The 24,574-nt window shown below is 65.6% G+C and carries 27 protein-coding genes; 13 read left to right on the forward strand and 14 right to left on the reverse strand.

The genetic code is table 11. The features are described 5' to 3' along the window. Positions 1-7 precede the first annotated feature (7 nt). Positions 8-697 (reverse strand): response regulator, encoded by a 690-nt coding sequence (locus IV454_RS27115; protein ID WP_206088685.1) that lies wholly within the window; start codon positions 695-697, stop codon positions 8-10. Continuing rightward, entirely contained in the window at positions 694-2,262 is a 1,569-nt protein-coding gene (locus tag IV454_RS27120) for an ATP-binding protein (RefSeq protein ID WP_206088686.1), read from the reverse strand. The genes IV454_RS27115 and IV454_RS27120 overlap by 4 nt, the downstream gene beginning before the upstream one ends. A 185-nt stretch (positions 2,263-2,447) precedes the next feature. Between IV454_RS27120 and IV454_RS27125 the strand changes: the two genes are divergently transcribed. The 5 genes from IV454_RS27125 (at position 2,448) to IV454_RS27145 (ending at position 8,047) form a co-directional block, all read left to right on the forward strand. Further along, positions 2,448-2,993 carry a hypothetical protein gene (locus tag IV454_RS27125; protein WP_206088687.1) on the forward strand — a complete coding sequence of 182 codons (546 nt, stop codon included), beginning with the start codon at positions 2,448-2,450 and terminating at the stop codon, positions 2,991-2,993. Positions 2,994-3,079: 86 nt separating this feature from the next. Then, the gene (gene xth / locus IV454_RS27130; RefSeq protein WP_206088688.1) at positions 3,080-3,868 is read left to right on the forward strand and encodes an exodeoxyribonuclease III; all 789 of its coding nucleotides are present in this window, start codon (positions 3,080-3,082) and stop codon (positions 3,866-3,868) included. Positions 3,869-4,057: 189 nt separating this feature from the next. Beyond that, entirely contained in the window at positions 4,058-4,606 is a 549-nt protein-coding gene (locus tag IV454_RS27135; protein WP_206088689.1) for a metal-dependent hydrolase, read from the forward strand. Between the two features lie 267 nt (positions 4,607-4,873). After that, a complete protein-coding gene (locus IV454_RS27140; protein WP_206088690.1) occupies positions 4,874-6,127 on the forward strand; it encodes a hypothetical protein in 1,254 nt (417 codons plus the stop codon). A 99-nt stretch (positions 6,128-6,226) separates the two neighbouring features. Then, positions 6,227-8,047: a DUF4153 domain-containing protein gene (locus IV454_RS27145; RefSeq protein WP_206088691.1), complete on the forward strand. Its 1,821-nt coding sequence runs from the start codon at positions 6,227-6,229 to the stop codon at positions 8,045-8,047. Here the strand turns inward: IV454_RS27145 and IV454_RS27150 are convergent, their stop codons facing one another. The 7 genes from IV454_RS27150 to IV454_RS27180 are packed head-to-tail and all read right to left on the reverse strand — an operon-like array spanning position 8,048 to position 14,612. After that, positions 8,048-8,659: a hypothetical protein gene (locus IV454_RS27150; RefSeq protein WP_206088692.1), complete on the reverse strand. Its 612-nt coding sequence runs from the start codon at positions 8,657-8,659 to the stop codon at positions 8,048-8,050. It lies immediately after the preceding gene. 22 nt (positions 8,660-8,681) lie between these two features. After that, positions 8,682-9,353: a hypothetical protein gene (locus tag IV454_RS27155; RefSeq protein ID WP_206088693.1), complete on the reverse strand. Its 672-nt coding sequence runs from the start codon at positions 9,351-9,353 to the stop codon at positions 8,682-8,684. Next, positions 9,350-10,303 carry an MlaD family protein gene (locus tag IV454_RS27160; protein ID WP_206088694.1) on the reverse strand — a complete coding sequence of 318 codons (954 nt, stop codon included), beginning with the start codon at positions 10,301-10,303 and terminating at the stop codon, positions 9,350-9,352. The genes IV454_RS27155 and IV454_RS27160 overlap by 4 nt, the downstream gene beginning before the upstream one ends. 12 nt (positions 10,304-10,315) lie before the next feature. After that, the gene (locus IV454_RS27165) at positions 10,316-11,119 is read right to left on the reverse strand and encodes an MlaE family ABC transporter permease (protein ID WP_229521867.1); all 804 of its coding nucleotides are present in this window, start codon (positions 11,117-11,119) and stop codon (positions 10,316-10,318) included. 6 nt (positions 11,120-11,125) lie between these two features. After that, positions 11,126-13,366 carry a RelA/SpoT family protein gene (locus tag IV454_RS27170; protein ID WP_206088695.1) on the reverse strand — a complete coding sequence of 747 codons (2,241 nt, stop codon included), beginning with the start codon at positions 13,364-13,366 and terminating at the stop codon, positions 11,126-11,128. Between the two features lie 5 nt (positions 13,367-13,371). Continuing rightward, positions 13,372-13,722 carry a RidA family protein gene (locus IV454_RS27175; protein WP_206088696.1) on the reverse strand — a complete coding sequence of 117 codons (351 nt, stop codon included), beginning with the start codon at positions 13,720-13,722 and terminating at the stop codon, positions 13,372-13,374. A gap of 8 nt (positions 13,723-13,730) precedes the next feature. Then, positions 13,731-14,612 carry an alpha/beta fold hydrolase gene (locus IV454_RS27180; RefSeq protein WP_206088697.1) on the reverse strand — a complete coding sequence of 294 codons (882 nt, stop codon included), beginning with the start codon at positions 14,610-14,612 and terminating at the stop codon, positions 13,731-13,733. Between the two features lie 111 nt (positions 14,613-14,723). On the opposite strand from IV454_RS27180, the gene IV454_RS27185 reads away from it, so the two are divergent. After that, entirely contained in the window at positions 14,724-15,518 is a 795-nt protein-coding gene (locus tag IV454_RS27185; protein ID WP_206088698.1) for a 3-hydroxybutyrate dehydrogenase, read from the forward strand. Between the two features lie 34 nt (positions 15,519-15,552). Here IV454_RS27185 and IV454_RS27190 read toward each other — a convergent pair whose 3' ends face one another. From IV454_RS27190 to IV454_RS27200, 3 genes are read right to left on the reverse strand one after another with little or no spacing between them, the layout of a single operon-like run. Continuing rightward, positions 15,553-16,050 carry a hypothetical protein gene (locus IV454_RS27190; RefSeq protein WP_206088699.1) on the reverse strand — a complete coding sequence of 166 codons (498 nt, stop codon included), beginning with the start codon at positions 16,048-16,050 and terminating at the stop codon, positions 15,553-15,555. A gap of 41 nt (positions 16,051-16,091) precedes the next feature. Continuing rightward, a complete protein-coding gene (locus IV454_RS27195) occupies positions 16,092-16,241 on the reverse strand; it encodes a hypothetical protein (RefSeq protein WP_206088700.1) in 150 nt (49 codons plus the stop codon). 34 nt (positions 16,242-16,275) lie between these two features. Further along, positions 16,276-16,599 carry a low molecular weight protein tyrosine phosphatase family protein gene (locus IV454_RS27200; RefSeq protein WP_206088701.1) on the reverse strand — a complete coding sequence of 108 codons (324 nt, stop codon included), beginning with the start codon at positions 16,597-16,599 and terminating at the stop codon, positions 16,276-16,278. Between the two features lie 388 nt (positions 16,600-16,987). Here IV454_RS27200 and IV454_RS27205 point away from each other — a divergent pair, with 388 nt between their 5' ends. The 5 genes from IV454_RS27205 (at position 16,988) to IV454_RS27225 (ending at position 21,093) form a co-directional block, all read left to right on the forward strand. Further along, positions 16,988-17,878, forward strand: coding sequence for a DUF6662 family protein (locus tag IV454_RS27205; protein ID WP_206088702.1), 891 nt, complete (start codon positions 16,988-16,990; stop codon positions 17,876-17,878). A 10-nt stretch (positions 17,879-17,888) separates the two neighbouring features. Continuing rightward, on the forward strand, positions 17,889-18,434 hold the full coding sequence (locus IV454_RS27210) for an FMN-binding protein (RefSeq protein WP_206088703.1): 546 nt from the start codon (positions 17,889-17,891) through the stop codon (positions 18,432-18,434). After that, positions 18,427-19,254, forward strand: a complete 828-nt coding sequence (locus IV454_RS27215; RefSeq protein ID WP_206088704.1) for an FAD:protein FMN transferase — start codon at positions 18,427-18,429, stop codon at positions 19,252-19,254. The genes IV454_RS27210 and IV454_RS27215 overlap by 8 nt, the downstream gene beginning before the upstream one ends. Next, positions 19,251-19,748: a hypothetical protein gene (locus tag IV454_RS27220; protein ID WP_206088705.1), complete on the forward strand. Its 498-nt coding sequence runs from the start codon at positions 19,251-19,253 to the stop codon at positions 19,746-19,748. Before IV454_RS27215 ends, IV454_RS27220 begins: the two co-directional genes overlap by 4 nt. Before the next feature lie 64 nt (positions 19,749-19,812). Then, a complete protein-coding gene (locus IV454_RS27225) occupies positions 19,813-21,093 on the forward strand; it encodes a metal-dependent hydrolase family protein (protein WP_206088706.1) in 1,281 nt (426 codons plus the stop codon). A 108-nt stretch (positions 21,094-21,201) separates the two neighbouring features. Here IV454_RS27225 and IV454_RS27230 read toward each other — a convergent pair whose 3' ends face one another. Next, positions 21,202-21,594, reverse strand: a complete 393-nt coding sequence (locus IV454_RS27230) for a PA3715 family protein (protein ID WP_206088707.1) — start codon at positions 21,592-21,594, stop codon at positions 21,202-21,204. Between the two features lie 162 nt (positions 21,595-21,756). Between IV454_RS27230 and IV454_RS27235 the strand changes: the two genes are divergently transcribed. Beyond that, positions 21,757-23,058 (forward strand): dicarboxylate/amino acid:cation symporter, encoded by a 1,302-nt coding sequence (locus tag IV454_RS27235; RefSeq protein ID WP_206088708.1) that lies wholly within the window; start codon positions 21,757-21,759, stop codon positions 23,056-23,058. A gap of 57 nt (positions 23,059-23,115) precedes the next feature. Here the strand turns inward: IV454_RS27235 and IV454_RS27240 are convergent, their stop codons facing one another. Continuing rightward, positions 23,116-23,832, reverse strand: coding sequence for an SIMPL domain-containing protein (locus IV454_RS27240; protein WP_206088709.1), 717 nt, complete (start codon positions 23,830-23,832; stop codon positions 23,116-23,118). 184 nt (positions 23,833-24,016) lie between these two features. On the opposite strand from IV454_RS27240, the gene IV454_RS27245 reads away from it, so the two are divergent. After that, a complete protein-coding gene (locus IV454_RS27245) occupies positions 24,017-24,412 on the forward strand; it encodes an energy transducer TonB (protein ID WP_206088710.1) in 396 nt (131 codons plus the stop codon). The last annotated feature ends 162 nt before the right edge of the window (positions 24,413-24,574 follow it).

Genomic DNA, 24,574 nt, shown 5'->3' on the forward strand with positions numbered 1-24,574 from the left:
ACGGCGATCAGGCCGGCTGGTATTCGAAGCGGTAGCCGACGCCGTACACCGAATGAATCAATTCCTGGTCTGCAACCTGCTGGGACAGCTTCTTGCGCAGATTCTTGATCTGGCTATCGATGGCGCGGTCGAAGCGTTCGCTGCCAGCCTCGAACGCCAGTTCCAGCAATTGCGCGCGCGAAAAAATGCGGCCCGGCTGGCGTGCCATCACGCTCAACAGGCGGAATTGCTGCGCCGTCAGTTCGAGCCGCGCCCCGTTCCAGGTGGCGTACTGGCGCTCCTCGTCGATCGACAACGCGCTGGTCGGCGAGCGCGGCCCGGCCGCCGCCTTGCCGCGCCGGCGCAGGCAGACCTGGGCGCGCGCCACCAGTTCGCGCGGGCTGAACGGCTTGCACAGATAGTCGTCGGCACCCACGTCGAAGCCAAGCAGGCGGTCGATTTCCTCCACCCGCGCGGTGACCATGATCACCGGCACGTCGGTAAAGGCGCGCAACTGGCTGCAGACGGCGGTGCCGTCCAGGCCGGGCAGCATCAGGTCGAGCAGAACCAGGTCGGGCCCGTTGGCGCGCACCCACTCGACCACCTCGTCGCCGCGCAGCAGATGCTGGGTGCGCATGCCGGCCTGCTGCAGGTAAGCAAGCTGAATCTCGGCAATGCGCGGCTCATCCTCGACCAGCAAAACGAGGGGCAATGTCATGGGCAGTCTCCGTGGTGGTCACCCGGCGCGTGGGCCGGCAGCATGATGTCGATGCGCAGGCCGCCCAGCGCCGAATGGCTGGCCCGCATGCGGCCGCCGTGCCCGCCGACGATGGCCTCGCAGATCGCCAGGCCCAGCCCGGACCCGCCGCTGGCCCGGCTGCGCGATTCGTCGACCCGGTAGAAGCGTTCGAACAGGCGCGCCAGGGCGGCGTCCGGCACGCCGGGGGCGGTATCGTCGACACTGATGACGATCTGCTGGCCGTGCAGCGCCAGCGCCACCTGGACCTCGCCGCCGGCATCGCTGTAGCGCAGGCAATTTCCAAGCAAATTGGACAGCACCTGGCCGAGGCGCTGGCGGTCGCCCCGGGCCACCCAGCCGGGCGGCAAGGTATCGACCAGGCTGTAGCGCAGCGGATGGCTGGCCAGGCGCGGCGCGAAGGCGGCCGCCACCTCGCCGCACAACTCGGCCAGGTCGACCGGCTCGCACCGCAGCGCCTGGGCGCCGGCATCGGCGCGCGCCAGCACGTGCAGGTCCGATACCAGCCTTTCCATTTCCTTCACCGTGTCGGACAGCACCGCCAGATTGGCCGGTGTGGGCGCGATGATGCCGTCCTGCATGGCGTCGAGATGGGTCGCGAGGATGGTGATCGGCGTGCGCAACTCGTGCGAGGTGTCGGCCACCCACTGCACCCTGGCCGCCTCGCCCGATTCCAGCTTGCGCAGCAGCATTTTGTTGCGCAAGCCGCGAGCGCGCAGCAGCCAGGTGGCCGCGCCCGTCACCAGCAGCACCGCCAGCATCAGCAGGCGCAGCGCCAGGGAATACGGACGCGGCTGGTCCCAGCCGCCGTGCAGGCGCGCGCCGATCTGCCAGAATCCATCTGGTGTGGCGACCAGCGCCGTTTCCGGCAATCCATCGAAGGTGGCGGCCGTGCCGTGGAAAGCGGCCCCGGGCGCGCCGCTCAGGCTGACGTGGCGCAGCGCGACGTCGATCCCGGGCGCCGCCAGCAGCGGCCTGGCCAGCACGATAAAGCGCTCGTAATCGATCACCGCGCTGACAAAGCCCCACAATTGCAGGCGCGTGTCCGGGTCCAGGTAGACCGGGCGGCGCGCCACCATGCCGATGGCGCCATCGCTGAGCCGCATCGGGCCGGCCAGCCGCATCGTGCCGTCGCGCGCGCTTTGTTCGCCCCCGGGCATGGCGTGCAGCTCGCGCGCTTGCTCGGGAGGAAACACGTCGCGCACCACCGCATGCGGCGACAGCGCCAGGGTGCGCACGGCGGGCGCGTCCTTGAGCAAGCTCTGGCCGAGGCGCTGGAACTGGGCCGGCGTCAGGTCCGGTTTCAGCTGGACCACGGCCGCGCCGGCCGCCAGCGGGGCCAGGTGCAGGTGCAGGCGCTGTTCCAGCAGCGCGCGCAGGGCAGCGGCCTGTTCGGCCACCCGGGCCCGTTCGCGCGTATGGAACGATTGCGTGGCGAGCCAGTCCAGCCGCAGGCAAGTCGCCCCGACCACCAGGCACACCAGGACCGTGCGCGCCAGAGGCGTGCTGTGCCAGCGTAGGGTCATGGAAAAGTGAACAACTGCATACCTCGGGAGTGCGCGTCAATACGCCATGAGCCGCAATTCTATCCGAAACGATCAATTCCTAAAAGAAATCTCCGCTGACGGTTGCTGCGGCGTCAGGTTCCTGGATGGGGATATAATTGTAATTACCACAACAACACCGACGATACATCGTCTCCGGAGAACCCATGCACGATATAGCCGCCAAACTTGAACAGGTCAACGTAGCGCTTCACGCCGGCTTCCCCGCCGAGGTCGGGGAACCGGTCGACCACACCTTGTACAGCAGGGTGACCAATTTTTTTCGCAATGGCCCGCACCGGCAGGTGGTCGTCTTCACCAGCGACGGCGTGGACTTCCAGTACGACGAGGATGCCGAAAAAGACGACGACTATCAACTGGAAGTGGGCATCTGGGCCGCGTTCGAACAGGTGCTGGAGCAGGCCCAAGGCGTGCTCGGCGCGCCGCTGGGCGAGCGCCCGCTCTCGTGGGACACGGTGATGAGCATCAAGGAGTATGACGACGACCATGAAGGCGAGAGCGGCGACGACACCGAATGGACGCCGGAATACGAACAGGGCGCCCTGATGGACTGCGACAGCACCCGCACCCGCTACTGGTTCATCAACGGCCGCCATGTATTCCTGCAAGCCGGGGTGCTCACCGGCGACGACGACATTGTCGGCTTCGTGGCGATGACGGTCACGCCGGTGTGCGCGGACGTGCAGACCTGAGGCGACTGCTTACCGGAGCAATAGTGCGGCGGCCGATGCGCATCTGCGTTCAAAATAGCATCCCAGACACTTCACGCGGAGACCCCATGCGCATCGCCACCTTCAACGTCAACGGCATCGGCAGCCGGCTTCCCGCCCTGCTGCAATGGCTGGAAGAAACCCAGCCGGACGTCGCCTGCCTCCAGGAACTCAAGGCGCCCCAGGAAAAATTTCCCGAGGCGGCGATCAACGAGGCCGGCTACCAGGCTCTCTGGATCGGCCAGAAGAGCTGGAACGGGGTGGCGATCCTGGCGCGCGGCACGGCTCCGGTCGAAGTGCGGCGCGGCTTGCCGGGCGACGATGCGGACGAGCAAAGCCGCTACCTGGAGGCGGCCATCGACGGCGTGCTGGTCGCCTGCTTGTACCTACCCAACGGCAACCCGTCGCCCGGCCCCAAGTTCGACTACAAGCTGGCCTGGTTCGAGCGCCTGATCACCCATGCCCAAGGCTTGCTGGCCAGCGGCGCGCCGGTGGTGCTGGCCGGCGACTTCAACGCCATCCCGACCGAGCTGGATGTCTATAAGCCCGAGCGCTGGGTCACCGACGCCCTGTTCCGGCCCGAAACGCGCGAAGCCTTCCATCGCCTGATGGCGCAGGGCTGGACCGACTCTCTGCGCAGCATGCATCCGGACGAGCGCATTTTTACCTTCTGGGATTACTTCCGGGATGCGTACGGACGCGATGCCGGCCTGCGCATCGACCATCTGCTGCTCAGCCCCATGCTGGCCGGCGCGCTGACGGCGGCCAATGTCGACCGCGACGTGCGCGGACGCGAAAAACCGAGCGACCATGCGCCCACCTGGATTGAACTGGATATGAAGAAAGTCACGCGATAGGGCCGCTCCGGCGCAAGCGCCTTGGGGCCGTCCTTGCTTCCACGTGGATGGAAGGCGACGGCCGGCTGGCCGAACGGGCGTCGGATCTGTCCGCTTCAAGAGTGAAATAAAGTTGACCGGCGATGGCAATCCACTATGCCGGAGCGCTATGATATCGCCCGTCAATACCGACCGCTATTCGCCGCCACCATGCCAACCATCCTGTCCCACCCCGCCGTTCCCCTCGCCATCGGCCTGGCGCTTGGCTCCCGCGTCATCCCGGCCCGCTTGCTGGTGGCCGGCGTGGTGGCGTCGATCGTGCCCGATCTCGACGTCATCGGGATGCGCATGGGAATCGCGTACGCGGACCAGCTGGGCCACCGCGGCGCTACCCATTCGGCCGTGTTCGCTATCGTGCTGGGGCTGCTGGCGGCGGCGTTCTCGGGCCAGCTGCGCGCATCGCGCCTGGCCGCCTTCCTGTTCGTGGCGGCCTGCGCCGTGTCGCACGGCCTGCTCGACATGTTTACCACCGGCGGGATGGGCGTGGCGCTGGCCTGGCCGGTGTCCGATGCGCGCCTGTTCTTTCCGGTCCGCGTGATCCGGGTCAGCCCGCTGTCCTTGAAAACCTTGCTCGGCGCCAGGGGCATGGTGGTGATGTTTTCCGAGCTGCTCTGGGTATGGCTGCCGGCCGCGCTGGCCGGCCTGGCCTTGTATGTCGCCACCGGAAAGCAAGGCAGGAATGGCAAGGCACGCGCTTGACCAAAACACGGCGCGATCCTGTTTTACTACCCCGTCCTCCGGCTAGCCGTTTATCCGCTCAAGACGCAGGCCGTGTTGCTGGTTTAGTGTCCTGACACGCTGATGACAACTAGTAGTTTTTCCCAACAAAGTTAAATCTCTGATAATTTCTGCGGTATGCGCCGTGTATAATCGCCCCCTGCGGTGCTATTTATTCAATATTGACTATTATAGTTGTATGGATATACATATATCGCACCTTAGACTTTACTGAAAAGGAATGACGTGATGCGGATGCGTTTACTTGGATTGATTTCGGCGACGGCCCTGACCGCATGCGGTGGCGGCAGCGATGCCCCACCGGCCCCGGCCGCGTCGATTCCCGTTGCACCTGCCCTGCCGGTCGCGCCGCCAGTCGTTCCGGTCGTCCCGCCGGCGCCAACCGAGCCAACGCCAGCTGTCCCGGTCACGCCGCCGCCGCTCCCCCCCGATCCGACACCGGGCACGCCGGTGCCACCGCCGGTTCTGGAAACGCCGACGGTTCCGGTGACCCCGCCAGGGCAAGCCACGCCACCACCGGTCACTGCCACGACGCCAGCCACCGGGCCGGCGGTGCCGCCAACGCCGACAGCCAGCGGGCCGTACACCCTCCCCGCGCACACTGTGGGCGACTTCGCCACCTACACCGACGTAACGTTGGGCTGGAAAGTATCGATTACCCAGCGCATCACCAAGGTCAACGCCGATGGCGGCTGGGAAAACGCCGATTCGGTCAGCCAGGAAAAAGGCCCGCAAACGATCGAAGTCTTCGACAAGCACGGCGGCATGCTGTCGACCAACTCGTCCGGCTACGCCTGCGTCGTCACCTACGCGCCGGCCGCCCTGCAAGCCCCGCCCAGCGCCGCCGTCGGCGACTCGTTCGACTACGCCAGCACCATGTCCATCCCTTGCTCCACGGAAGAAATCTCGCGCGCGCTCACCAGCAAGGGCAAGGTCGTGGCCATCGAGAGCAAGACCGTTGCGGCAGGCACGTTCACCGCGCTGAAAATCGTCTCCAGCGAAACCAACTTCGACTTGCGCACCAGCGGCGCCTCGGCCAACTACTGGGTCGACAAGACTTGCTGGCGCGATACCGTCACCGGCCTGATTATCGCCTGCAACACATCGACCACCTCCAAGGGCACCGGCGGCATGAGCTATACCAGCGCTTCCGAACTGGCCAGCTTCTCGCAAGCGGCGACCAAGCGCGAATACCTCGACCCGATCCGTTTCGCCGGCCCGTGGACCGGCAGCTTCGGCGCCTATTACGGCACCTGCGACGTCAACATCACCTTCACGGGCGTGATCACGGGCGCGTGCAAGGCCACCGCCCGCGCGACGTCCGTCACGGGTAGCGTCGACAAGGCAGGCGTGGTAAAACTGAACATGAGCGTGACCGGCGGCGCCACCGACACCAATGTCGGCCAGGCTGCCCTGTTCGACATGAGCGGCACCCTGGCCGGTGCCGCCGCGCCGGGCAGCTGGACCCTCAAGCACAAGTAAGCAGCAAGGCCCGCGTCGCGCCATCATGGGGCGACGCGGCTGCCGTACCGGGTGGGCGCGGCCCGCTCTTGACCACGAAGCGATCACATCCCCTCATTCATGCCCACCACCACGCCCGCTGTCGCCGCCCCGCACACCCCGAAACACATCGGCCTGGCGCGTGCAGCCATCGGCCTGGTGCAGGGATTGCTCCTCTATCTGCTGTTCGCCGATAAAGCCTTCACCGATCCCCTCATTCATACAGCGGCGCTGCTGGCCTGCGCGCTGGCGCCCTTCGTCGCCATTTCCGGCCTCGGCAACCTGCGGCCGGCCATGCTGGCGCTCTGGAGTGGCGTTGTTGCCAGCGCGCTGAGCATGATCGGCATGCATGCCGCCTGGCGCGAAACCTTGCTGCTCGAGGTCCCGGCGATCATCCCCAAGTGGCCCTCGATGCTGGTGCTGGACTGTTTTTTCAGCCTGATCATCCTGTTCATCGCGCACTCGCTGGTCCTCGCCGCCGCCCAGGACCGGCGCCGCCTGGCCAGCTATGCCACCCATTTCGATATCGCCTGGAAGCTCTTCATCCAGCTCGCCTTTTCGGTATTCTTCACCGGCGCGCTGTATCTGGCCATGTGGCTGGGAGCGTCGCTGTTCAACCTGGTCAAGATCGGCTTCCTCACCGAGCTGATGAAGTCGTCCGCCTTCCTCAGCCCCATGCTGGCTTGCGCCTTTGCCTGCGCGCTGCACCTGACCGACGTGCGTCCGGCCATCGTGCACGGCATCCGCAGCCTGCTGCTGGTATTGATGTCGTGGCTGCTGCCGGTCGCCACCCTGCTGATCGGCGGCTTCCTGCTGTGCCTGCCGTTCACCGGCCTCGACGCGCTGTGGGCCACCCGCCACGCCACCGTGGCCCTGCTGGCGGCGGTCGCGCTGCTGGTGGTGCTGATCAATGCCGCCTGGCAGAACGGCGACATGGGCGACTCGGTGGCGCGCGTCGTGCGTCTGTGCGCGCGCATTGCCTGCGTGCTGCCGCTGCCGCTGACCGCCATCGCCGCCTATGCGCTTGGCTTGCGCGTGGCCGATCACGGCTGGACCTCGGACCGCATTTTCGCGGCCGCGGCCTTGCTGGTAGCCAGCTTTTACGCGTTCGGCTATGTGCTTGCGGCCATCGACCGGGGCGGCTGGCTGCGCCGGGTGGCGCCGGTGAACCTGGCGGCGGCGTATGCCGCCATCGCCGTCCTGCTGGCGCTGCTCTCGCCGCTGGCCGATCCGGACCGGATTGCCGTCAACAGCCAGATCGCCCGCCTCGAACGCGGCGCCGTCAGTGCCGATGCGTTCGATTACAGATTCCTCAAGACGCAGTCGAAGCGCTATGGCGCCGCCGCCCTGCTCAAGCTCAAGGAAGGCAAAACCGGCCCGCAGGCAAGCGCTGCGGCTGGGCACGCCACGCGTGTTCTGGCAGAGCCCGCGTATCGTCCGGAAGTTGAAGGGTACACCGTCAAGCCCGGGCAACTGGCGATGTGGCCCGCCTCCGCCCGCCTGCCGGCCAGCTTTCCGCTGTCGGGCTGGAGGCGCGACAGCGGCGTGCCGCCCTGCCTGACCGACGCACAGGGGCGCTGCGATGTCTTCCTGATCGATTTCGACGCGGATGGCAAGGACGAGATCTTGATGACGGCAATCGACGCCTACTCCGCGCCGGTTGTCCTTACCGAAGCGCCGTCAGGCAAATGGACGTTGAGCGCCCGCTCGTACGCCATGCTCCGCTGCCCGCTGTTCGTGGAGATCCTCAAGCGCGGCGACTACAAGCTGGCAGCGCCGCGCACCCGGCAAATCGAGATCGCTGGCATGCCAGTCCGAATGGAAACCGTCAGCGCCCCGGCACTTGGCTCCTGCGACGAGCTCAACAACGCGGTGAACGCGGCCAAGGCCCGCAAGGACTGATCAGCGGCGCCGGCTCGAGGCAAATCCCAGCAGGGCCAGCACCCCGACCGCATTCAGCACTGCGCTGTAGATGGCGAGCCGGGTCAGTTTCTCCGTTGCCGCGTCATTGGCTCGGCCGCTCGCTTGCATCCTGAGCATTTCGGCGCGCACCCATTCGAGCGAGGCTGGCTCGAATGGGGTCGCGGCGCCCGCCGTGGCGGCCGCGCCGTCGAACGCCAGCGCCAGCAGGTGGTCCTTGTCCAGCTGCAGCGGAACCTTCACCACCAGTTCGTCCTTGACGCAGCGGCCGATATGCAGCTCGGCCTGCAGTTTGCCGGCCGGCGCCACGAAGCGGTAGCCGACCGGCATGCCGGCGCTGTCGGCCGCGGCAAGGTCGGCGCTCTCCACCAGCAGCATTTCGCCGTTCACCAACAAGGCAATGTCGCAGGATTCGCCAGCCTTGATGCCGGCTGCGCCGCTTGGGGCCTTGACGGTCAGGTCGATCCAGCCGTGCTCGTGCGCCAGCAAATAATCGCGCCGCGAGTCGGGCATTTCCTTGGCGTGGCAGGCCGCAGTCGATAACAACACGGCGAGCATGCTCCACGTGGCCAGGATGCGCAGGGAATGATTCATACAGCCTTTATCGTCGAGAAAATCAGGGTAGCGCAAGCGGCGTGGCACCCGCCAGGTCGATGCGCCGTTGCAGGCGCGCCGCTTCGGCCGTGTCGCCGGCGGCCTGGGCGAGCTTGAGCGACACGCCGAGCCACATCAGCAAGGGCCGGCGCCAGCCCTGTTCCGAGGCGGTGCCGGTGGCGAGCACGATATCGGCCGGCGCAATGCGCGCCTGGCGCATCAGCGCGCCGGCGGCCACAAGGCGGGCCAGCGGGTCGCCAATCGCCGCCAGCACGCTCTTGCCGTCGACCGCGCGCGCGGCCGCCAGCACCGCGCGGTGCTGCTCGGGCAGCAGCGCCGCGTCGAGTCCATCCCAACGGCCGGCAAGATAGGCCGCATAGGCGCGTTCAGCCGGCGTTGTGTCCTGCGCCAGCGCCTCGAAGGCGGGACAGGCGTCGTATTCCAGGCTCGCCACGCGGGTGGCGCAGCGCACCAGCTCCGCATGCGCCACCAGGTCGGGACGGCCGGTGCTGGCCATTTCGCCGCGCGCACGCGCGAATTCCGTCTCGGCGATATTGGTGTCGCCGCGCAGGTAAGCATCGCTGAACGCGGCCAGCGCGCTGCCGGCGTTGCCCTTCCAGGCGGGCGGCGGCGGGTTGCTGGTGCAGCCGGCAAAGGCCGCGCAGAGCAGCGCGGCGAGGCAAATGGTTTTCATGGCAGTTTCAGCTCCGTCTCGCGTGCAAAGGGCCACTTGCGGTTGATTTCATCGATCAGGCGCGTCACCTTGCGCAGGCTGGCGTCCACTTCGGCGCGCAGCGCGCCCAGGTCCTTGGTCGCCACCTTGGCATTGGCGCCGACGGCCTGCGCTTCGACCAGCACCGCGTCGACCTTTTTGAGACTGTTGCTGGCATCCTTGAGCACCACCTGCAACTGCACGATGGCCAGCTGCGCCTCGTCCATCACGCCCTGCTTGCCGAACACGCGCTTGTCGGCCTTGAGCAGCAGGCTGTCGACGTGTTCCAGGGTTTGCAGCAGCTTTTTGGCCTCGCCGTCGCTGCCAAGCGCCGTACCGAGCAAGCCATATTTGCCGGACAGGCGTCCGGTCGCGGCCTGGATATTCGTCAGGCTGGTATTGATGGCCGAATCGCTGCGCGTCATATTGTCCAGGTTTTCCAGCAAGGCGCGCGCGCTCGCCACCAGGCGCGGAATCTCGGCGGCGGTGTCGCCGCGCAGCACGGTGCGCACCGAATCGGGCGGCAGCACCGGATCGGTCAGGATGCCGGTGAACGCCTTGATGCGCGTGTCGCCCACCAGGCCGCGCTCGATAGTGAACACGCTCGACGTCTTGAGCCACCTGGCATCCTTGCGCGGCACATCGACCAGGATGCGCACCTTGCCGTCCGGCGCCAGCTCCACCCGCTGCACCCTCCCAACCGGAAAGCCGGAGAACGTCACGTCCATGCCGGGAATGACGCCGTCCGAATCCTCGGATATCAGCACCAGCCGCTGCGTGCTTTCGAACACGCCGCGCGCATACATCACATACAGCAAAAAGGTGACGATCAGGGCGCTCATCAGCACCAGCAGCACGACCGCCTTGACTTCGACGTGGGCGACTGCTTCGGCCGGCGCTTCGTGCGCCGGATCGGTGTCGGGTTGGCTCATCTTCGTTTCCATTTAAATGTATTTGACGGCCAGCGAGCCGGCTTCGATCAGCAGCAGCACGAACAGCAGGCGCACCGCGCCCGGCTGCACCGTGGACGACGAGGTGCGCCCGTAACGGTGCGATTCCAGGATGGCGGCGGTGGGAATGACCGCCACCGACAGCCCGAAGAACACGGTCTTGAGCACGAAACCGATGGTCACCGCCGGATTGAAAATGCGGCCCACCGTGCGCGTGTAGTCGCCCACGCCCCAGGGCGACAGGCCATACACGCTCATATACGCCAGCACCAGCACGATCACGCTGCTGACCATGGCCAGGCTCAGGACCGCGAACGCATTGGCGATCACCTGCGGCACCAGGTCCTGGCGCAGGCGGTTCTGGGCCTGGCGCGAGCGGTCCGGCGTGGCGGCGGCGGCCAGCGCCAGCGCGTCGCCGGCGTTGAACGCGAGGCCGGCGCGCAGCGCCACGAACATGGCGGCGGTAAGGGGAATCAGTTCGAGCACCAGTACCCGCACCACCATTTCGAGCGCGTAGCGCGACAAGCCGTAGCTTTGCGACGTCACCACCACGACCCGGATCAGCACCAGGCTGACCAGCGCGGCGAGCACCGTGAACCACGGCAGCACCTGCCAGGTACTGGTGTAGATATAGCGCGAGGTGGTCAGGCGGTTATGGCGGTTGTAGGTCGAGGGCGAAAACGCCATCACCAGCGCGATCGCCCCCAGGTACACCATATACCACCAGCTGAACACGAAACGGAAAGCGTGCCGTCCCCAGTCGCGCGGCTTGGAGTACAGGAAGGACTTGGGCAGCATCGCCACCTACTGCCGCCGCGCTTCTTGTACGCCGCCCACCTCCATGATCGCCCCCAGCGCCTTTTGCAGCTGCGCGGTCGAGCCGATTTCGGCGGTGAACGTCATGCGCGCCAGGCCTTTGGTGCTCTGTGTATTGACGCCGATGACGTTGATTTTCTCGCGCGAGAACACTTCGGAGATATCGCGCAGCAGGCCCTGGCGGTCGCCCGCGAGGATGAACAGGTCGACCGGATAGACCGTATCCTGCCCGGCCCGGCCCCAGTCGGTGTGGATCACGCGCTCGGGCGCCTTGATGCGCATTTCGGCGAAGTTCTTGCAGGTGGCGCGATGGATCGACACGCCCTTGCCGCGCGTGACGAAACCGACGATGCCGTCCGGCGGCGCCGGCTTGCAGCACTTGGCCAGCGCCGTCATCAAGCCATCGGTGCCGACCACCAGCACACCCGACTTGGCGCCCTGCTCCACGCTCGACGCGCGGCTTTTATTGAGCACCACCGCGTCTTCCGGCACCGCCACTTCGCCGGTATCGTGCAGCGCCTGCTCCACGTGGCGCAGGCTGAATTCTTCCTTGCCGACCGAGATGAACAGATCGTCGACCTTGGCAAAGCCCAGTTTATGCGCCAGCTGTTCCAGGTTGACGGCGGTCTTGCCTTCGCGCTGGAGCGACTTTTCGACCATGGCGCGTCCGTGCGCCAAGGTCTCTTCCAGATCGATGGCGTGGAACCAGGCACGCACCTTGGCGCGCGTGCGCGTGCTGACCGTGTACTCCGCATTGAGCCAGTCGCGCGACGGACCGGCGGTGCCGGGCGCACCCTTGGCGGTGATGATTTCGCAGGTCTGGCCGTTCTTGAGCGCCGTATTCAACGGCACCATGATGCCGTCCACGCGCGCGCCGCGGCAGCGGTGCCCCACTTCGCTGTGCAGGTGATACGCAAAGTCGATCGGCGTGGCGCCGACCGGCAGTTCCAGCACCCGCGCCTGCGGCGTGAGCACGAAGATGCGGTCGTCCAGGGTGGTCGACTTGAGTTTTTCCACCCATTCGCGCTGGATCTCTTCCTGCCCGACGACGGCGTCGGCCACGTCGGTCTTCCAGGCCAGCAGCTGGCGCAGCCATGCGATCTTTTCGTCGTAGGCCTGGCCCTTGAAGTTGGACCCGCCCTCTTCCTTGTAGCGCCAGTGCGCGGCGATGCCGTACTCGGCGAAGTTGTGCATCTCCTGGGTGCGGATCTGCACTTCCAGCGGACGGCCGTCGTCGGCCGTCACCACCGTGTGCAACGACTGGTAGCCGTTCGCCTTGGGGCGCGAGATGTAGTCGTCGAACTCCTTCGGAATCGGGGTCCAGATATTGTGCACCACGCCCAGCACCGTGTAGCAGGTCTTGTCGTCGGCGACGATCACGCGGAAGGCGCGCACGTCATAGAGCTCGGTGAAATCGAGCTCCTTGCCGCGCATCTTGTTCCAGATACTGTAGATATGCTTGGGCCGGCCGAACACTTCGGCCGTGATGCCAGCCGCCGCCAGCTCGTTTTGCAGGCGCACGATGGCCGACTGCACGAAGCCTTCGCGCATCATGCGTTTTTCTTCGAGCATCTTGGCGATGCGCTTGTAGGTATCGGGCTCGATGAAGCGGAACGACAGGTCTTCCAGCTCCCATTTGAGCTGCCAGATGCCGAGCCGATTGGCCAGCGGCGCGTACAGGTCGAGCGTTTCGCGCCCGTAGGCGCAGGTCAGTTCGTCGAAGCGCTTGATGTCGGCGAAGTAGCGCAAGGTCGTTATGCACGACGCCAGGCGCACCAGCACCACGCGCATGTCGGTGGCCATCGCCAGCAGCATCTTGCGCAGGGTTTCGACCTGGGCCACCGCTTGCTGGGCCGCGTTCTTGCCGCGTCCCACCGTCTGCTGGCCGACCGTCATGTCGCGCAGTCGGATCAGCTGGCGCACCCCGGTCACCAGATCGGTCGCCTCGCGCCCGACCCGCGCTTCCAGGCCCGCTACCGCTTTCGGATCGAGCACCGTCAGCTCGAACATCAAGCCGGCGATCCGGGTTTCGGCATCGCTTCTTAAATACGCCAGGGTGCTGGCCACGCCGACCGCGAAGTCGAGCGCGTTCTGGCCCGAACTGCACGCCATGTCCTTGTAGGCGTCGCTCGCGTACGCCAGCGCCGCCTCCACGCGTGCGCAGTCGTCGGGACTAAGCCCCTGTACCAGTTCGGCCGTTGTGCTGCCGAGTGCTGCAATCGAGACCATGCGGCTTAGCGCAGCGCTGCGGTAACGACGATCTCAACCAGGCATGCGGGGTTGGCCAGCTTCGATTCGACGGTCGCGCGCGGCGGCGTGTGGCCGGCGGCGACCCATTCGTCCCACACCGTGTTCATGCCCTCGAAATCGGCCATGTCGGCGATGAAGATCTGGGCCATCAGGATGCAGCTCTTGTCGCTGCCCGCTTCGGCCAGCAGGCGGTCGACGTGGCCGAGCACCTCGCGGGTCTGGCCGACGATATCGGCGCCGGTGTCGTCGGCAATCTGGCCGGCCAGGTAGACCGTGCCGTTGTGGATGGCCACTTCGGACAGGCGTTTTCCTACGTGCAGTCGTGTAATTTCCATAATGTCTTTCAAGTACCAATCAAAAATTGTCGTGCGATGGCGATCTGGTCGTCGTGGATGAAGGTCGGGGCATGGCCCACGTTCGCAATCTCCACCAGGCTGGCGCGCGGGCCGCGCCCGGCCATGATGGCGGCCGTCTCGCGCGAGAGCAGGTCCGAGTGCTCGCCGCGCACCAGCAGGGTCGGGCAGCCGATGGCATCGTAGGCCGCCCACAGCATGGCTTCGTCGGCCCGCGCGCTTTCGGGTGTGGCCGAGCGAAACGGCAGCGCCAGGCCCATGTCGTAATGGCGCACCCACTGGCCGTCGGACTCCTGGCGCAGCACGTCGCTGGCCAGCTTGTGCCATTCGTCTTCGGAGTGCTCGCCGAACGACTGCGACACCTCGCGCACGAAACGCGCGGCCGCCTCGAACGTCGGGAAGCGCAGGTCCTGGCCGATGTAGTCGCCGATGCGCAGCAGCGCCGCCGGGTCGAGCGTGGGGCCGATGTCGTTGAGGACGAGTTTGCGCACCGGGGTGTCCGGCAGCGAGGCGAGCGCGATGCCGATCAAGCCACCCATCGAGGTGCCGAACCAGTCGACGCCGTCGCCGCTGTTGTTGGCGGTCACGCGCGCGATCAGGGTCACCATGTCGCTCACGTACTGCAGCACGTTGTAAAACTGCGGGTTGCGCAGGCGCCCGGAGCGGCCACGCCCCACCACGTCGGGCGCCACCACGCGGTAGTGGCCTGCCAGCGCGCGCGCCAGGTTGTCGAAGTCGTCGCCCACGCGCGTGACGCCATGGACGCAAATGAGCACGCGCGGGTTGGCCTCGTCGCCCCATTCCTTATACGACATCTGGTGCAAGCCGGCGGGCGAGATGCACTGGACGGATTTGATTTTTGCTTCGATCATTCCGGCTCCTCGTTGGGCGTCATCCGTCGCCACTTTCAAATATGTGATTCAATCTTCACTGCGTTTAGAATTCTACATCATCAACCCCTAACTCTTTCTCCAGAGGACGCAATGAAATCAAGTATGTTGAGCGGTAAAACCGCTCTGGTGACCGGCTCGACCTCGGGCATCGGCCTGGGAATGGCGCGTTCGCTGGCCCAGGAAGGCGCCAACATTGTATTCAACGGCTTCGGCGACGCCCAGCACATCGAAAAACTGCGCACCGAGCTGGCGCACGAATTCGGCGTACAGACGGCCTACCACAACGCCGACATGTCGAAACCGGCCGAGATCGAGGCGATGATGCAGTTCGCATCGGATAAATTCGGCGGCGTCGATGTGCTGGTCAATAACGCCGGCATCCAGCACGTGGCCACGATCGAGGATTTTCCGGTCGAGAAATGGGATGCGATCATCGCCATCAACCTCACCTCGGCCTTCCACACCGCGCGCCTGGCGCTGCCCGGCATGAAGCAGAAGAACTGGGGCCGCATCATCAACCTGGCGTCGGTGCACGGCCTGGTGGGGTCGGCGCAAAAGTCGGCCTACGTGGCGGCCAAGCACGGGCTGGTCGGCTTTACCAAGGTCACCGCGCTCGAAACCGCGGGCACCGGCGTCACCTGCAACGCCATCTGCCCGGGCTGGGTCCTCACGCCACTGGTGCAGAAACAGGTGGACGACCGCGCAGCCAGGGATGGCATCAGCAACGAGGAAGCGAAGAAGGCCCTGCTGAGCGAAAAGCAGCCGTCCGGCGAATTCGTCACGCCGGAAGAACTGGGCGCGCTGGCCGTGTTCCTGTGCAGCCCCGCCGGCAACCAGGTGCGCGGCGTGGCATGGAATATGGATGGCGGCTGGGCCGCGCAGTAAGGCGCGCAGGGGCGCCAGGCGATGGCGGGAGCGCTTACTTGACCTCGATGGTGCGTGCGTGCGCGGCTGTGTTTTTCGTGGCCGGGCCACAGGCGTCCGACGCATAGTGCAGCGCGACCGCGTAGGTTTCGTCGGAATAGCGGCTGATCAGCAAGCTCTGGGACGAATCGACCGAGGCGCCCTTGGCGCGGTCGGTGAAACACACTTCCAGGTCTTCGATGCCATCGTTGTTGATATCGGCGCGGCGCACCACGCGCAGCTGGTAGAACCAGCGTTCGCCATCGAAGGCGACCACGTCGTCGCCAGTACGGGTAGGAACCATGCCGAAATCGGCGAAGGTGCGCAATTCCGGCGTGCGGCGCGAGCCCAGCGAACTGCGCACCGAGGCCAGGTCGAAGTTATCGGCGAGGAAGCGGCCCAGTTCAAGCTGGGGAAAGAACGATGCCACCGGCTTGGGCGACGGTTTGGGCGCCGCGTGCAGCAGGGCTGGTGCGATCGCGGCGGCGAGCAGTAAATGGCGGAGTATTCTCATGGCGGGTTCCCGGAATGAACGACGCAAGGTCGAAAGCATGACTATACCGCCTGCGGCGTGGTCACATGAACAATTAAGACGTCGGTACGCGGCTTGAGTTGCGTGCGCGAATGCGCCAGCAGCGCCTGCGCGGCGACCACGCGGAGGTCCGCGCGCGCCGTCATCGGCATCAGCTTGCGGCGGACGCGCACCGGGCCGTCCGCGCTGCCCGGGTTGGCGCGCCGCTTAACGCAGGAATTTACCGGCCTTCGCTTCCAGGATGCTGACCAATTCCGGCTGCATGAAGCTGTAATTGTCAGGAATATCGAGGCAGATGACCTTCTTGCCGTTTAGATGGGCGCGGAAACGCTCGCCCAGGCGCCGCCGGTGCGCCTTTTCCATGACGAACACAATGGTGGCCCAGGCGATCTGCTCGGGCGAGAGCGGCACCGAGGCGTCCCCGCCCAAGCCCGCCGAGTCGGTCTCGACACCGGGCCAGCTTGCGAAGACCTGCTCCGCCGTCGGGCTGCGCAGCCGGTTTTGGCTGCAGATGAATAGTGCTCTTTGCATTCTTTTCCTTGTACTTGTTGCTCGGCATCGCCCTGGTTTCGCCCGCCACCTCGGCCAGCACGGCCTCGCGCACCCCATCGTACGAGGGCTGACCGATATGAAAGCCGGGCTTCTCATGATATCCCTCGCCGTACTGGTCGAGATGATACCTCCTCTTCCCTTCCGGCACCCCGCCCAGCTCTTGCGCGATCCATTGCTTGAGTCGTCGCTCCCAACTTTCGTTTCCAATGTGGAAATATGCAACAGACAATTTTGCAATCAAGCATTAGCCGCCCCGGAATACGTGGGGTAATTACTATCGCGACTTGTAATGAGAATGATTAGTATTTAGAATGCCCGATCAATCATAGCTGCACTCATGCCGCATACCTTTCGGAGAATTCCCACGATGTCCCCTAGCCGTCTTTTCCTGGCGATCGCCGCCCTGTCGCTGTCCCTGCCTGCCCTGGCCGACGAAAACCTGCTGGGCTATGTCCGTGGCGCCGAAACCTTGCCGAAAGGTAGCAGCGAGTTTTACCAGTGGTTCACCGAACGTTCCGACAAGGGTGCGGGCCACTATCGCGCGCTCGACACCAAGACGGAAGTCGAATACGGCGTGAGTGACCGTTTCCAGGTCTCGGCCGAACTGAACGGCCTGGCGATCAACACCTCGGGCCTCGTCGTCGACGGTTACCTGCCGGGCGACAAGAAGAGCGGCCTGCGCGTGCGCGGTGTCGAACTGGGCATGAAGTACAACTTCCTGAGCCCGGCCAAGGATGATATCGGCGTCTCCGGCATCGCCTCGCTGGAACTGGGCCGCCTCGACCCGCACTCGGGACGCAACAAGACCGAAGTCGAAGTCGAGTTCGAGATGCAGGTCCAGAAATACTTCCTCGAAGGCCAGCTGGTCGTAATCGGCAATGTGGGCGCACGCGCCGCGCGCGAAAAGCGCAAGGCCATCGCCAACCTGCCCGAGGACTTCGACTGGCCGACCAGTCCCGAAATGGAAATCTCCACCAAGTTCGGCGCCGGCGTGTCCTACCGTTTCGCGCCGGGCTGGTATGCCGGCGCCGAAACGGTGCGCGAATCGGAGTACGAGACCGAAGTCGGCCTGGAGCGCTGGAGCCTGTTCGCCGGCCCGAGCATCCATTACGCCGGCCAGAAATGGTGGGCCACCCTGACCGCCTTCAAGCAGGTGCGCGGCGGCGGCGAAAAATATGCCGGCCAGACCGACACCAATCTGCACCTGATCGAAAAAACCAAGAATGAAATCCGCGTCAAGGTAGGCTACAACTTTTAAAGAGAGTCCCATGCGACCTTATTTCGACTCCGCCGCGCTGCTGCTGCCGATGGCAGCGCTGGTGTCGCCCGCCCATGCCACCGACTACCTGACGGTGGCGGCGGCGCAATCGCTGCTGTTCCCGACGGCGAAAACCTTCGCCGAACGGCCCCTCAAGCTCAGTAGCGAGCAGCGCGACCGCATCAAGGAAGTCGCTGGCGTGCGCCAGCGGACCGACGAACAAAAGATGTGGCGCGCCGAACGCGAGGGCGCCTTCCTCGGCTGGTTCATCGTCGACGAGGTGGTGGGCAAGCACGAGTTCATCACCTACGCCACGGCGCTCTCGCCCGATGGCCGGGTGATCGGCATCGAGGTGCTCAGCTACCGCGAAACGCACGGCGGCCAGATTCGCGACATGGGCTGGCGCAAGCACTTCGTCGGCAAGACCCTGGCCGATCCGTTCAAGCTCGATGAGGACGTGCCCAATATCAGTGGCGCCACCCTGTCGAGCCGCAATGTGCTCGACGGCGTCAAGCGCCTGCTGATCATGCAGAAGCTGTACCTGGGCCATGGCTGACATCAAGCGCATGCGCCCGCTGCTGGGCACTTACGTCGAAGTCGGCACGCGCGGCGATTCGGCGCCGGCCGCGACGCAGGCCGCTTTTGCCAGCATCGAAACGGCGCAGGCGCTGTGGAGTTTCCATGACCGCGCCAGCGAATTATCGCGCCTGAACCTGGCGCCCGGGCAGGCCATGCCCTTGTCCGCCTCCACCTTGCGCCTGCTGCGCGGCGCGCGCGCGATGATGCGTGCCAGCGGCGGCCTGTTCGACTGCACCGTGGGCGGCGCCCTGGTGCGCAGCGGCGCCCTGCCCGACCATGGCGGCACACCCGCGCTGGAGCGCGGCAGCGCCGCCGATATCGAGATCGGCGCCGACTGGGCCAGGCTGCGGCGGCCCGTGCGCCTCACCCTGGACGGCATCGCCAAAGGCTACGCGGTCGACCTGGCCGTGCGCGCACTGCGCCGCGCGGGGGCCGAAGCCGGCTGGGTCAACGCGGGCGGCGACGTGCGCGTGTTCGGCGCGCTGGTGCTGCCGATGCACCGGCGCGAATTCGACGGCCGCCTGGTGCCGCTGGGCGGGCTGCGCGACGCGGCCATGGCCAGCTCGCGCGCCGGCCACCACGACGATATGCAAGAAGCCCCGGCCTTCCCCGCCCACATCGTGGCACCGGCCCACGGCCAACCCGCCACCGGCATCTGGACCGTCCTCGCGCGCAGCGCCTGGCGCGCCGATGCCCTGACCAAGGTGGCCGCCAACGCGGCGCCGGCCGCGCGCGCGGACCTGATCCGCGCACTCGGCGGCGCCTTGATCGATCCATCCGGAGAATCAATCCAATGAAAGGCTATCCCGCCTGGTTTGTTCGGGCCCTGCTCGGCGCGCTGCTGCTGGTGTTCGTCAGCGGCAGCCTGCTGGCGCCCACCACCCTCGTCATGCGCTTCGAGATGGCGCTGGCCTGGCGCCTGCCCGGCGCCGGCCGCGTGGTCACCGCGGCGATGCACGCGGCGACCGGCTTCGTTTTGCTGATGATGCTGGGCGCCCTGTGGAGCGTGCATATGCGCGCCGGCTGGCGCAAGCGGCGCCAGCGCGGCAGCGGCGCCACGCTCGGCATCATGCTGGTGCTGCTGGCCGCCAGCGCGGTGGCGATCTACTACGCCGGCGAAGACGCGCTCGGAAGCGGCGCGGCGTTGGTCCACCTGGTCGTGGGCGTGAGCTTGCTGCTGCCGTTCGGCTGGCACTGGGTGCACGCGCGCCGCGCCTCGCGCAAGGCAGTGGTGCGCGAAGCGGCGTTCGTACCGGTGAACACGGTGTCCGCCCGCGCCAAAGCGAACTGACGCAGGGGCTGACGGCGCGCCGCGTGCGCGCTACTATGGCGCTCTCCCCTGTCAGGACGACGCCATGCGAACTTTCGTACACCTTGCGCTTTCCACCCTCCTCTTGACCCTGGCGGCGGCCCACGCCGCCGGGCCGCGTCCCGTGCTGCTGACCGCCGAGCGAATCTGGACCGGGGACGGCCCCGCCCACACCGGCTGGGGCGTGCTGGTGGTCGACGGCCGCATCCAGGACGCCGGTCCGGCCGGCGGGCTCGCCGCGCCGGCGGACGCCGAACGCATCGACCTGCCGGGCGCCACCCTGATCCCCGGCCTGATCGACCTGCATTCGCACCTGCTGCTGCACCCGTACAACGAAACCAGCTGGGACGACCAGGTGATGAAGGAAGCGCCCGAGTACCGCACCCTGCTCGCCGGCAAGCACGCCAGCGCGACCCTGCAAGCCGGTTTCACCACCCTGCGCGACCTCGGCAGCGAAGGCGCCGGTTACGCCGACGTCGCCGTCAAGCGGGCGATTGCCGAGGGCGTGATCGACGGCCCGCGCCTGTTCATCGCCACCCTGGCCATCGTGGCCTCGCACAGCTACGGCCCCGCCGCCCGCCAGTTCCGCCCGGACATGACCTTGCCGCAGGGCGCGCAGGAAGCGACCGGCGTGGCCGACGTCACCAAAGCGGTGCGCGAACAAGCGGCGCGCGGCGCCGACTGGATCAAGATTTACGCCGACTACCGCACCGGCATCGACGGCAGCGCCCGCCCCACCTTCACCATGGAGGAATTGACGGCCATGGTCCAGGCCGCCCATGTGACAGGCCGCAAGGTGGCCGTGCACGCCAGCAGCGACGACGCCATCCGCATGGCGGTGCTGGCCGGTGCCGATACCATCGAGCACGGCTACGGTGCCAGCGAAGCGACCTTCCGCCTGATGGTCGAGCGCAAGGTTGCCTACGTGCCGACCCTGGCCGCATCCGAAGCGACTGGCGAATACTTCCGGAAGCATGTGCGCGGCGGCCCGCCCACCCCGGCCATGCAGCAGGCCGCGCGTGCCTTCCAGCTGGCGCGCAAGCTGGGCGTGACCATCGCCAACGGCAGCGATGTCGGCGTGTTCGCCCACGGCAGCAACGCGCGCGAACCGGCGTGGATGGTGAAGCTCGGCATGACGCCGGTAGAAGCACTGCGCGCGGCGACCGTGACCGGGGCCGCCGTGCTGGGCAAATCGGGCGAACTGGGCCAGCTCAAGGCCGGCATGCTGGCCGACATCGTGGCGGTCGGGGGCGACCCGACGGCCGATATTTCCGATCTTCAAAAAGTGCGCTTCGTGATGAAGGACGGCAAAATTTACCGCAGATAAGCGCTCATGACCTTGCCTGCGGGCGCTTGCCGCCGCCTGGCCTGGCCGGCATCGCATACTTGCCGTTCTTGTAGCGCAAGGTCATTCTGCTCACGACAGCGGCTTGGATCACGCCAATGCGCGCACGCCTGGCGCCAGCCGATAGTTCGCGGTATCGATTCTAAAGCTGTCAAAGCGGAAAATATCGTCCGCGATCGCCCGGTCCTGATGCAAACGGCTGAGTACCCTGCCATCGGCGGAATCGACAATCAACACATCGAGATCGACAACACCCTCCCCCTCCGGGCCCGGCTCGGTCGGGCGCGGGCCAGCCATGTAGGCAAGCGCGACAATGCTTTTGCCTGGCGCCGACGGCATCGGTTTGCAGTCGACGCGCAGCGCGGTCGCCTCTTCGCGTCCGATCGCGGCGGCGGCTCGCGTGTCGATGGCGCTGGTGCAGGAAGCCTTCTCGGCTGCACACCACGAGGAAACGAGGCAGGCGCCGATCAGCGCGATTTGCAATATTTTCATTTCGATACTCCTGTCCGTGGAAATATTAACAGTAAGGTAAGGCAATCGAAACACGCATGCGCAAAGTCGGCCGCACTGCGGATATCCACAATAGATGATGTGTCCGTTTTGGATAAAGATAGATTTATTCCAATACCGAACGGAGACACCGTCATGAAAAAACCCTTCTACAAGATCCTGTATGTGCAGGTTCTATTCGCCATCGTGTGCGGCGTCCTGCTCGGCGTGTTCTACCCGAAACTCGGGGTCGACATGAAACCGCTGGGCGACGGCTTCATCAAGCTGATCAAGATGATCATCGCCCCCGTGATTTTCTGTACCGTGGTCGCCGGCATCGCCGGCATGCAGGACATGAAAAAGATTGGCCGCGTCGGCGGCAAGGCGCTGCTGTACTTTGAAGTGGTGTCGACCTTCGCCCTGGCCATCGGCCTGGTGGTGGCCAACGTGGTACGCCCTGGCGACGGCTTCAACGCCAACCCGGCCACCCTCGACACCAAGGCCATCGCCGAATTCACGGCCAAGGCCAAAACCCAGAGCACCCTCGACTTCGTGATGAATATCATCCCGAACACCGTGGTCGATGCCTTCGCCAAGGGCGACATCCTGCAGGTGCTGCTGTTTGCGATCCTGTTCGGCTTCGCGCTGTCGATGCTGGGCGAGCGTGGCCGTCCGATCGCCAAGCTGGTCGACGACATGTCGCACGTGATCTTCGGCGTGGTCGGCATCGTGATGAAAGTGGCCCCGATCGGCGCCTTCGGCGCGATGGCCTTCACCATCGGTAAATTCGGCCTGGCCTCGCTGCTACCGCTTGCCAAGCTGATGGGCTCCTTCTACCTGACCTGCGGCCTGTTCGTGTTCATCGTGCTCGGCACCATCGCCCGCATGACCGGTTTTTCGATCCTGCGCTTCATCGCCTACATCAAGGAAGAACTGCTGATCGTGCTCGGTACCAGCTCCTCGGAAAGCGCCCTGCCCGCCCTGATGCGCAAGCTCGAAAAACTCGGCTGCTCGAAATCGGTGGTGGGCCTGGTGGTGCCGACCGGTTACTCGTTCAACCTCGATGGCACCAACATCTACATGACGATGGCGGCCCTGTTCGTGGCGCAGGCCACCAATACCGACCTGTCGCTCAGCCAGCAGCTGACAATCCTGGGCGTGGCGATGCTGACCTCCAAGGGCGCGTCGGGCATCACCGGCGCCGGCTTCATTACCCTGGCCGCCACCCTGGCCGTGGTGCCGACGGTGCCGGTGGCCGGCATGGCCCTGATCCTGGGCATCGACCGCTTCATGAGCGAGTGCCGCGCGCTGACCAACTTCATCGGCAACGGCGTGGCCACGGTGGTGGTCTCGCATTGGGAAAAAGAACTCGATCACGACCGTCTCAAGAGCGAACTGGCGCATCCAACCCATATCGACGACGACCGCGAAATGTACCCGGTCCGCCAGGCCGCCTGACCGTCACCAGCTTCACCCCCCTTCCCGCGGCGGCTCGCAGCCCCTGCGGGAATTTTGCTATTTCAAGCGATAGATCACGTCGACCGGCTGCGCGAACCTGAGCGCCATCACGGTCAGCACATCCGCCTTGTCCATGCCGGTCTGCGGCGACGAGCGATCATTCGCCTCGTTCGGCGCCAGCCCCATGGCCCGCGTCAGGTTCTTCAAGTCGCCCGTACTGACCGCATTCGCAGGCCCCAGCTTGCGTCCCAATCCCAGCGCAATCGCCTCCGCCTTGCGGCGCGCGATCCTGATCGCATCGGCGGCCAGTTCCATCTCGATTTTGTCGCGCCGGGTCGTATCGAACACCGTCATGAAGCCGTCCAGGTTCGGCATGTCCAGCAGCGGTGCGGCGACGGCGCGCCATTTGCTCAGGTCGCGCACATTGATGCGCACCCCGGCGCGGATATCGTACTGCACCGGCGCCGGCGCCGCGTTCGCATCCGGCTTGCGGAAGTCCTTGCGCACATCGCGCACCTCCACATCGTCCAGCGGCACGCCGGCCTGCGTCATTGCCGCGCGGATGTCGTTGGCGCGCGCCTGGACCACACGTACCGCCACCGCCGGATCGGCGTCGGAGGCACTGATCTCGACATCGATCTGCCCCAGGTCGGGCATCGCGCTTGTCGTACCCGTGGCGCTGACATGGATGAACGGATAGTCGGGCAAGCCGCCAGCCTGCGCGGCCACGGGCAGCAAGGTCAGGGCGCCGATGGCGGCGATCGTTTTGAGCATGGTTTCTCCGGACGTTTATCTGATGTTGAAAACGCCAGCATAGATATCATAGACATTATTGTCTATTAAAATATGACCATTTTCAACGGGCGAAGAAAATCATAGACAACCTTGTCTAGACAGTTTAGTCTATAAATAGGCACCCGCCCGAACCACGGCGCACGACGCCGATCAAGGAGACTGCATGACCCCGTCCACAAGCTCGACTTCACTTATTCCGACCCGCCTGACACGCAGTGTGGCGCTGTTGGCCCTCGCAGCCGGCTGCATGGCCGCCAGTGCGCACGCCGCGCCAGCCAGGGCCGCGAACACCCACGCCATCGTCAACCTGACATCCTGCGCCAAGCCGGCTTACCCGGCCGAAGCGCGCGCCGCCCATCAAGCCGGCACGGTGAAACTGGCGTTCCTGGTCGACGCCAGCGGCGATGTCGTCGACACCAAGGTAAAAAAATCGAGCGGCCACGTTGCGCTCGACGACGCCGCCCGCAATGCCATCAAACTGTGCAAGTTCAGCGCCGCCACCGCCAAGGGCAAGCCGGTTGAAAGCTGGGTCGACATCGCCTACGTGTGGAAGCTGTAATCACGGCGGCCGGCCGGGCAGCCGCAATGCGTGCGACTGCCCGGAATAGACATTATTGTCTATTCCAATGCCACATTCAAGGTGTGGCAACCGCGATTCATTGAAGCTGCACGACTTTTCGTTAGACATAAAAGTCTAGATGCATTAACCTGACATCCAACT

The organism is Massilia antarctica (assembly GCF_015689335.1).
GTDB lineage: Bacteria > Pseudomonadota > Gammaproteobacteria > Burkholderiales > Burkholderiaceae_D > Telluria_A > Telluria_A antarctica.

Excerpts from the sequence above, each read along its gene's own strand:
- IV454_RS27115 (WP_206088685.1), bottom strand. The coding sequence starts at position 697 with ATGACATTGCCCCTCGTTTTGCTGGTCGAGGATGAGCCGCGCATTGCC.
- IV454_RS27120 (WP_206088686.1), bottom strand. The coding sequence starts at position 2,262 with ATGACCCTACGCTGGCACAGCACGCCTCTGGCGCGCACGGTCCTGGTG.
- IV454_RS27125 (WP_206088687.1), top strand. The coding sequence starts at position 2,448 with ATGCACGATATAGCCGCCAAACTTGAACAGGTCAACGTAGCGCTTCAC.
- xth (WP_206088688.1), top strand. The coding sequence starts at position 3,080 with ATGCGCATCGCCACCTTCAACGTCAACGGCATCGGCAGCCGGCTTCCC.
- IV454_RS27135 (WP_206088689.1), top strand. The coding sequence starts at position 4,058 with ATGCCAACCATCCTGTCCCACCCCGCCGTTCCCCTCGCCATCGGCCTG.
- IV454_RS27140 (WP_206088690.1), top strand. The coding sequence starts at position 4,874 with ATGCGGATGCGTTTACTTGGATTGATTTCGGCGACGGCCCTGACCGCA.
- IV454_RS27145 (WP_206088691.1), top strand. The coding sequence starts at position 6,227 with ATGCCCACCACCACGCCCGCTGTCGCCGCCCCGCACACCCCGAAACAC.
- IV454_RS27150 (WP_206088692.1), bottom strand. The coding sequence starts at position 8,659 with ATGAATCATTCCCTGCGCATCCTGGCCACGTGGAGCATGCTCGCCGTG.
- IV454_RS27155 (WP_206088693.1), bottom strand. The coding sequence starts at position 9,353 with ATGAAAACCATTTGCCTCGCCGCGCTGCTCTGCGCGGCCTTTGCCGGC.
- IV454_RS27160 (WP_206088694.1), bottom strand. The coding sequence starts at position 10,303 with ATGAGCCAACCCGACACCGATCCGGCGCACGAAGCGCCGGCCGAAGCA.
- IV454_RS27165 (WP_229521867.1), bottom strand. The coding sequence starts at position 11,119 with ATGCTGCCCAAGTCCTTCCTGTACTCCAAGCCGCGCGACTGGGGACGG.
- IV454_RS27170 (WP_206088695.1), bottom strand. The coding sequence starts at position 13,366 with ATGGTCTCGATTGCAGCACTCGGCAGCACAACGGCCGAACTGGTACAG.
- IV454_RS27175 (WP_206088696.1), bottom strand. The coding sequence starts at position 13,722 with ATGGAAATTACACGACTGCACGTAGGAAAACGCCTGTCCGAAGTGGCC.
- IV454_RS27180 (WP_206088697.1), bottom strand. The coding sequence starts at position 14,612 with ATGATCGAAGCAAAAATCAAATCCGTCCAGTGCATCTCGCCCGCCGGC.
- IV454_RS27185 (WP_206088698.1), top strand. The coding sequence starts at position 14,724 with ATGAAATCAAGTATGTTGAGCGGTAAAACCGCTCTGGTGACCGGCTCG.
- IV454_RS27190 (WP_206088699.1), bottom strand. The coding sequence starts at position 16,050 with ATGAGAATACTCCGCCATTTACTGCTCGCCGCCGCGATCGCACCAGCC.
- IV454_RS27200 (WP_206088701.1), bottom strand. The coding sequence starts at position 16,599 with ATGCAAAGAGCACTATTCATCTGCAGCCAAAACCGGCTGCGCAGCCCG.
- IV454_RS27205 (WP_206088702.1), top strand. The coding sequence starts at position 16,988 with ATGTCCCCTAGCCGTCTTTTCCTGGCGATCGCCGCCCTGTCGCTGTCC.
- IV454_RS27210 (WP_206088703.1), top strand. The coding sequence starts at position 17,889 with ATGCGACCTTATTTCGACTCCGCCGCGCTGCTGCTGCCGATGGCAGCG.
- IV454_RS27215 (WP_206088704.1), top strand. The coding sequence starts at position 18,427 with ATGGCTGACATCAAGCGCATGCGCCCGCTGCTGGGCACTTACGTCGAA.
- IV454_RS27220 (WP_206088705.1), top strand. The coding sequence starts at position 19,251 with ATGAAAGGCTATCCCGCCTGGTTTGTTCGGGCCCTGCTCGGCGCGCTG.
- IV454_RS27225 (WP_206088706.1), top strand. The coding sequence starts at position 19,813 with ATGCGAACTTTCGTACACCTTGCGCTTTCCACCCTCCTCTTGACCCTG.
- IV454_RS27235 (WP_206088708.1), top strand. The coding sequence starts at position 21,757 with ATGAAAAAACCCTTCTACAAGATCCTGTATGTGCAGGTTCTATTCGCC.
- IV454_RS27240 (WP_206088709.1), bottom strand. The coding sequence starts at position 23,832 with ATGCTCAAAACGATCGCCGCCATCGGCGCCCTGACCTTGCTGCCCGTG.
- IV454_RS27245 (WP_206088710.1), top strand. The coding sequence starts at position 24,017 with ATGACCCCGTCCACAAGCTCGACTTCACTTATTCCGACCCGCCTGACA.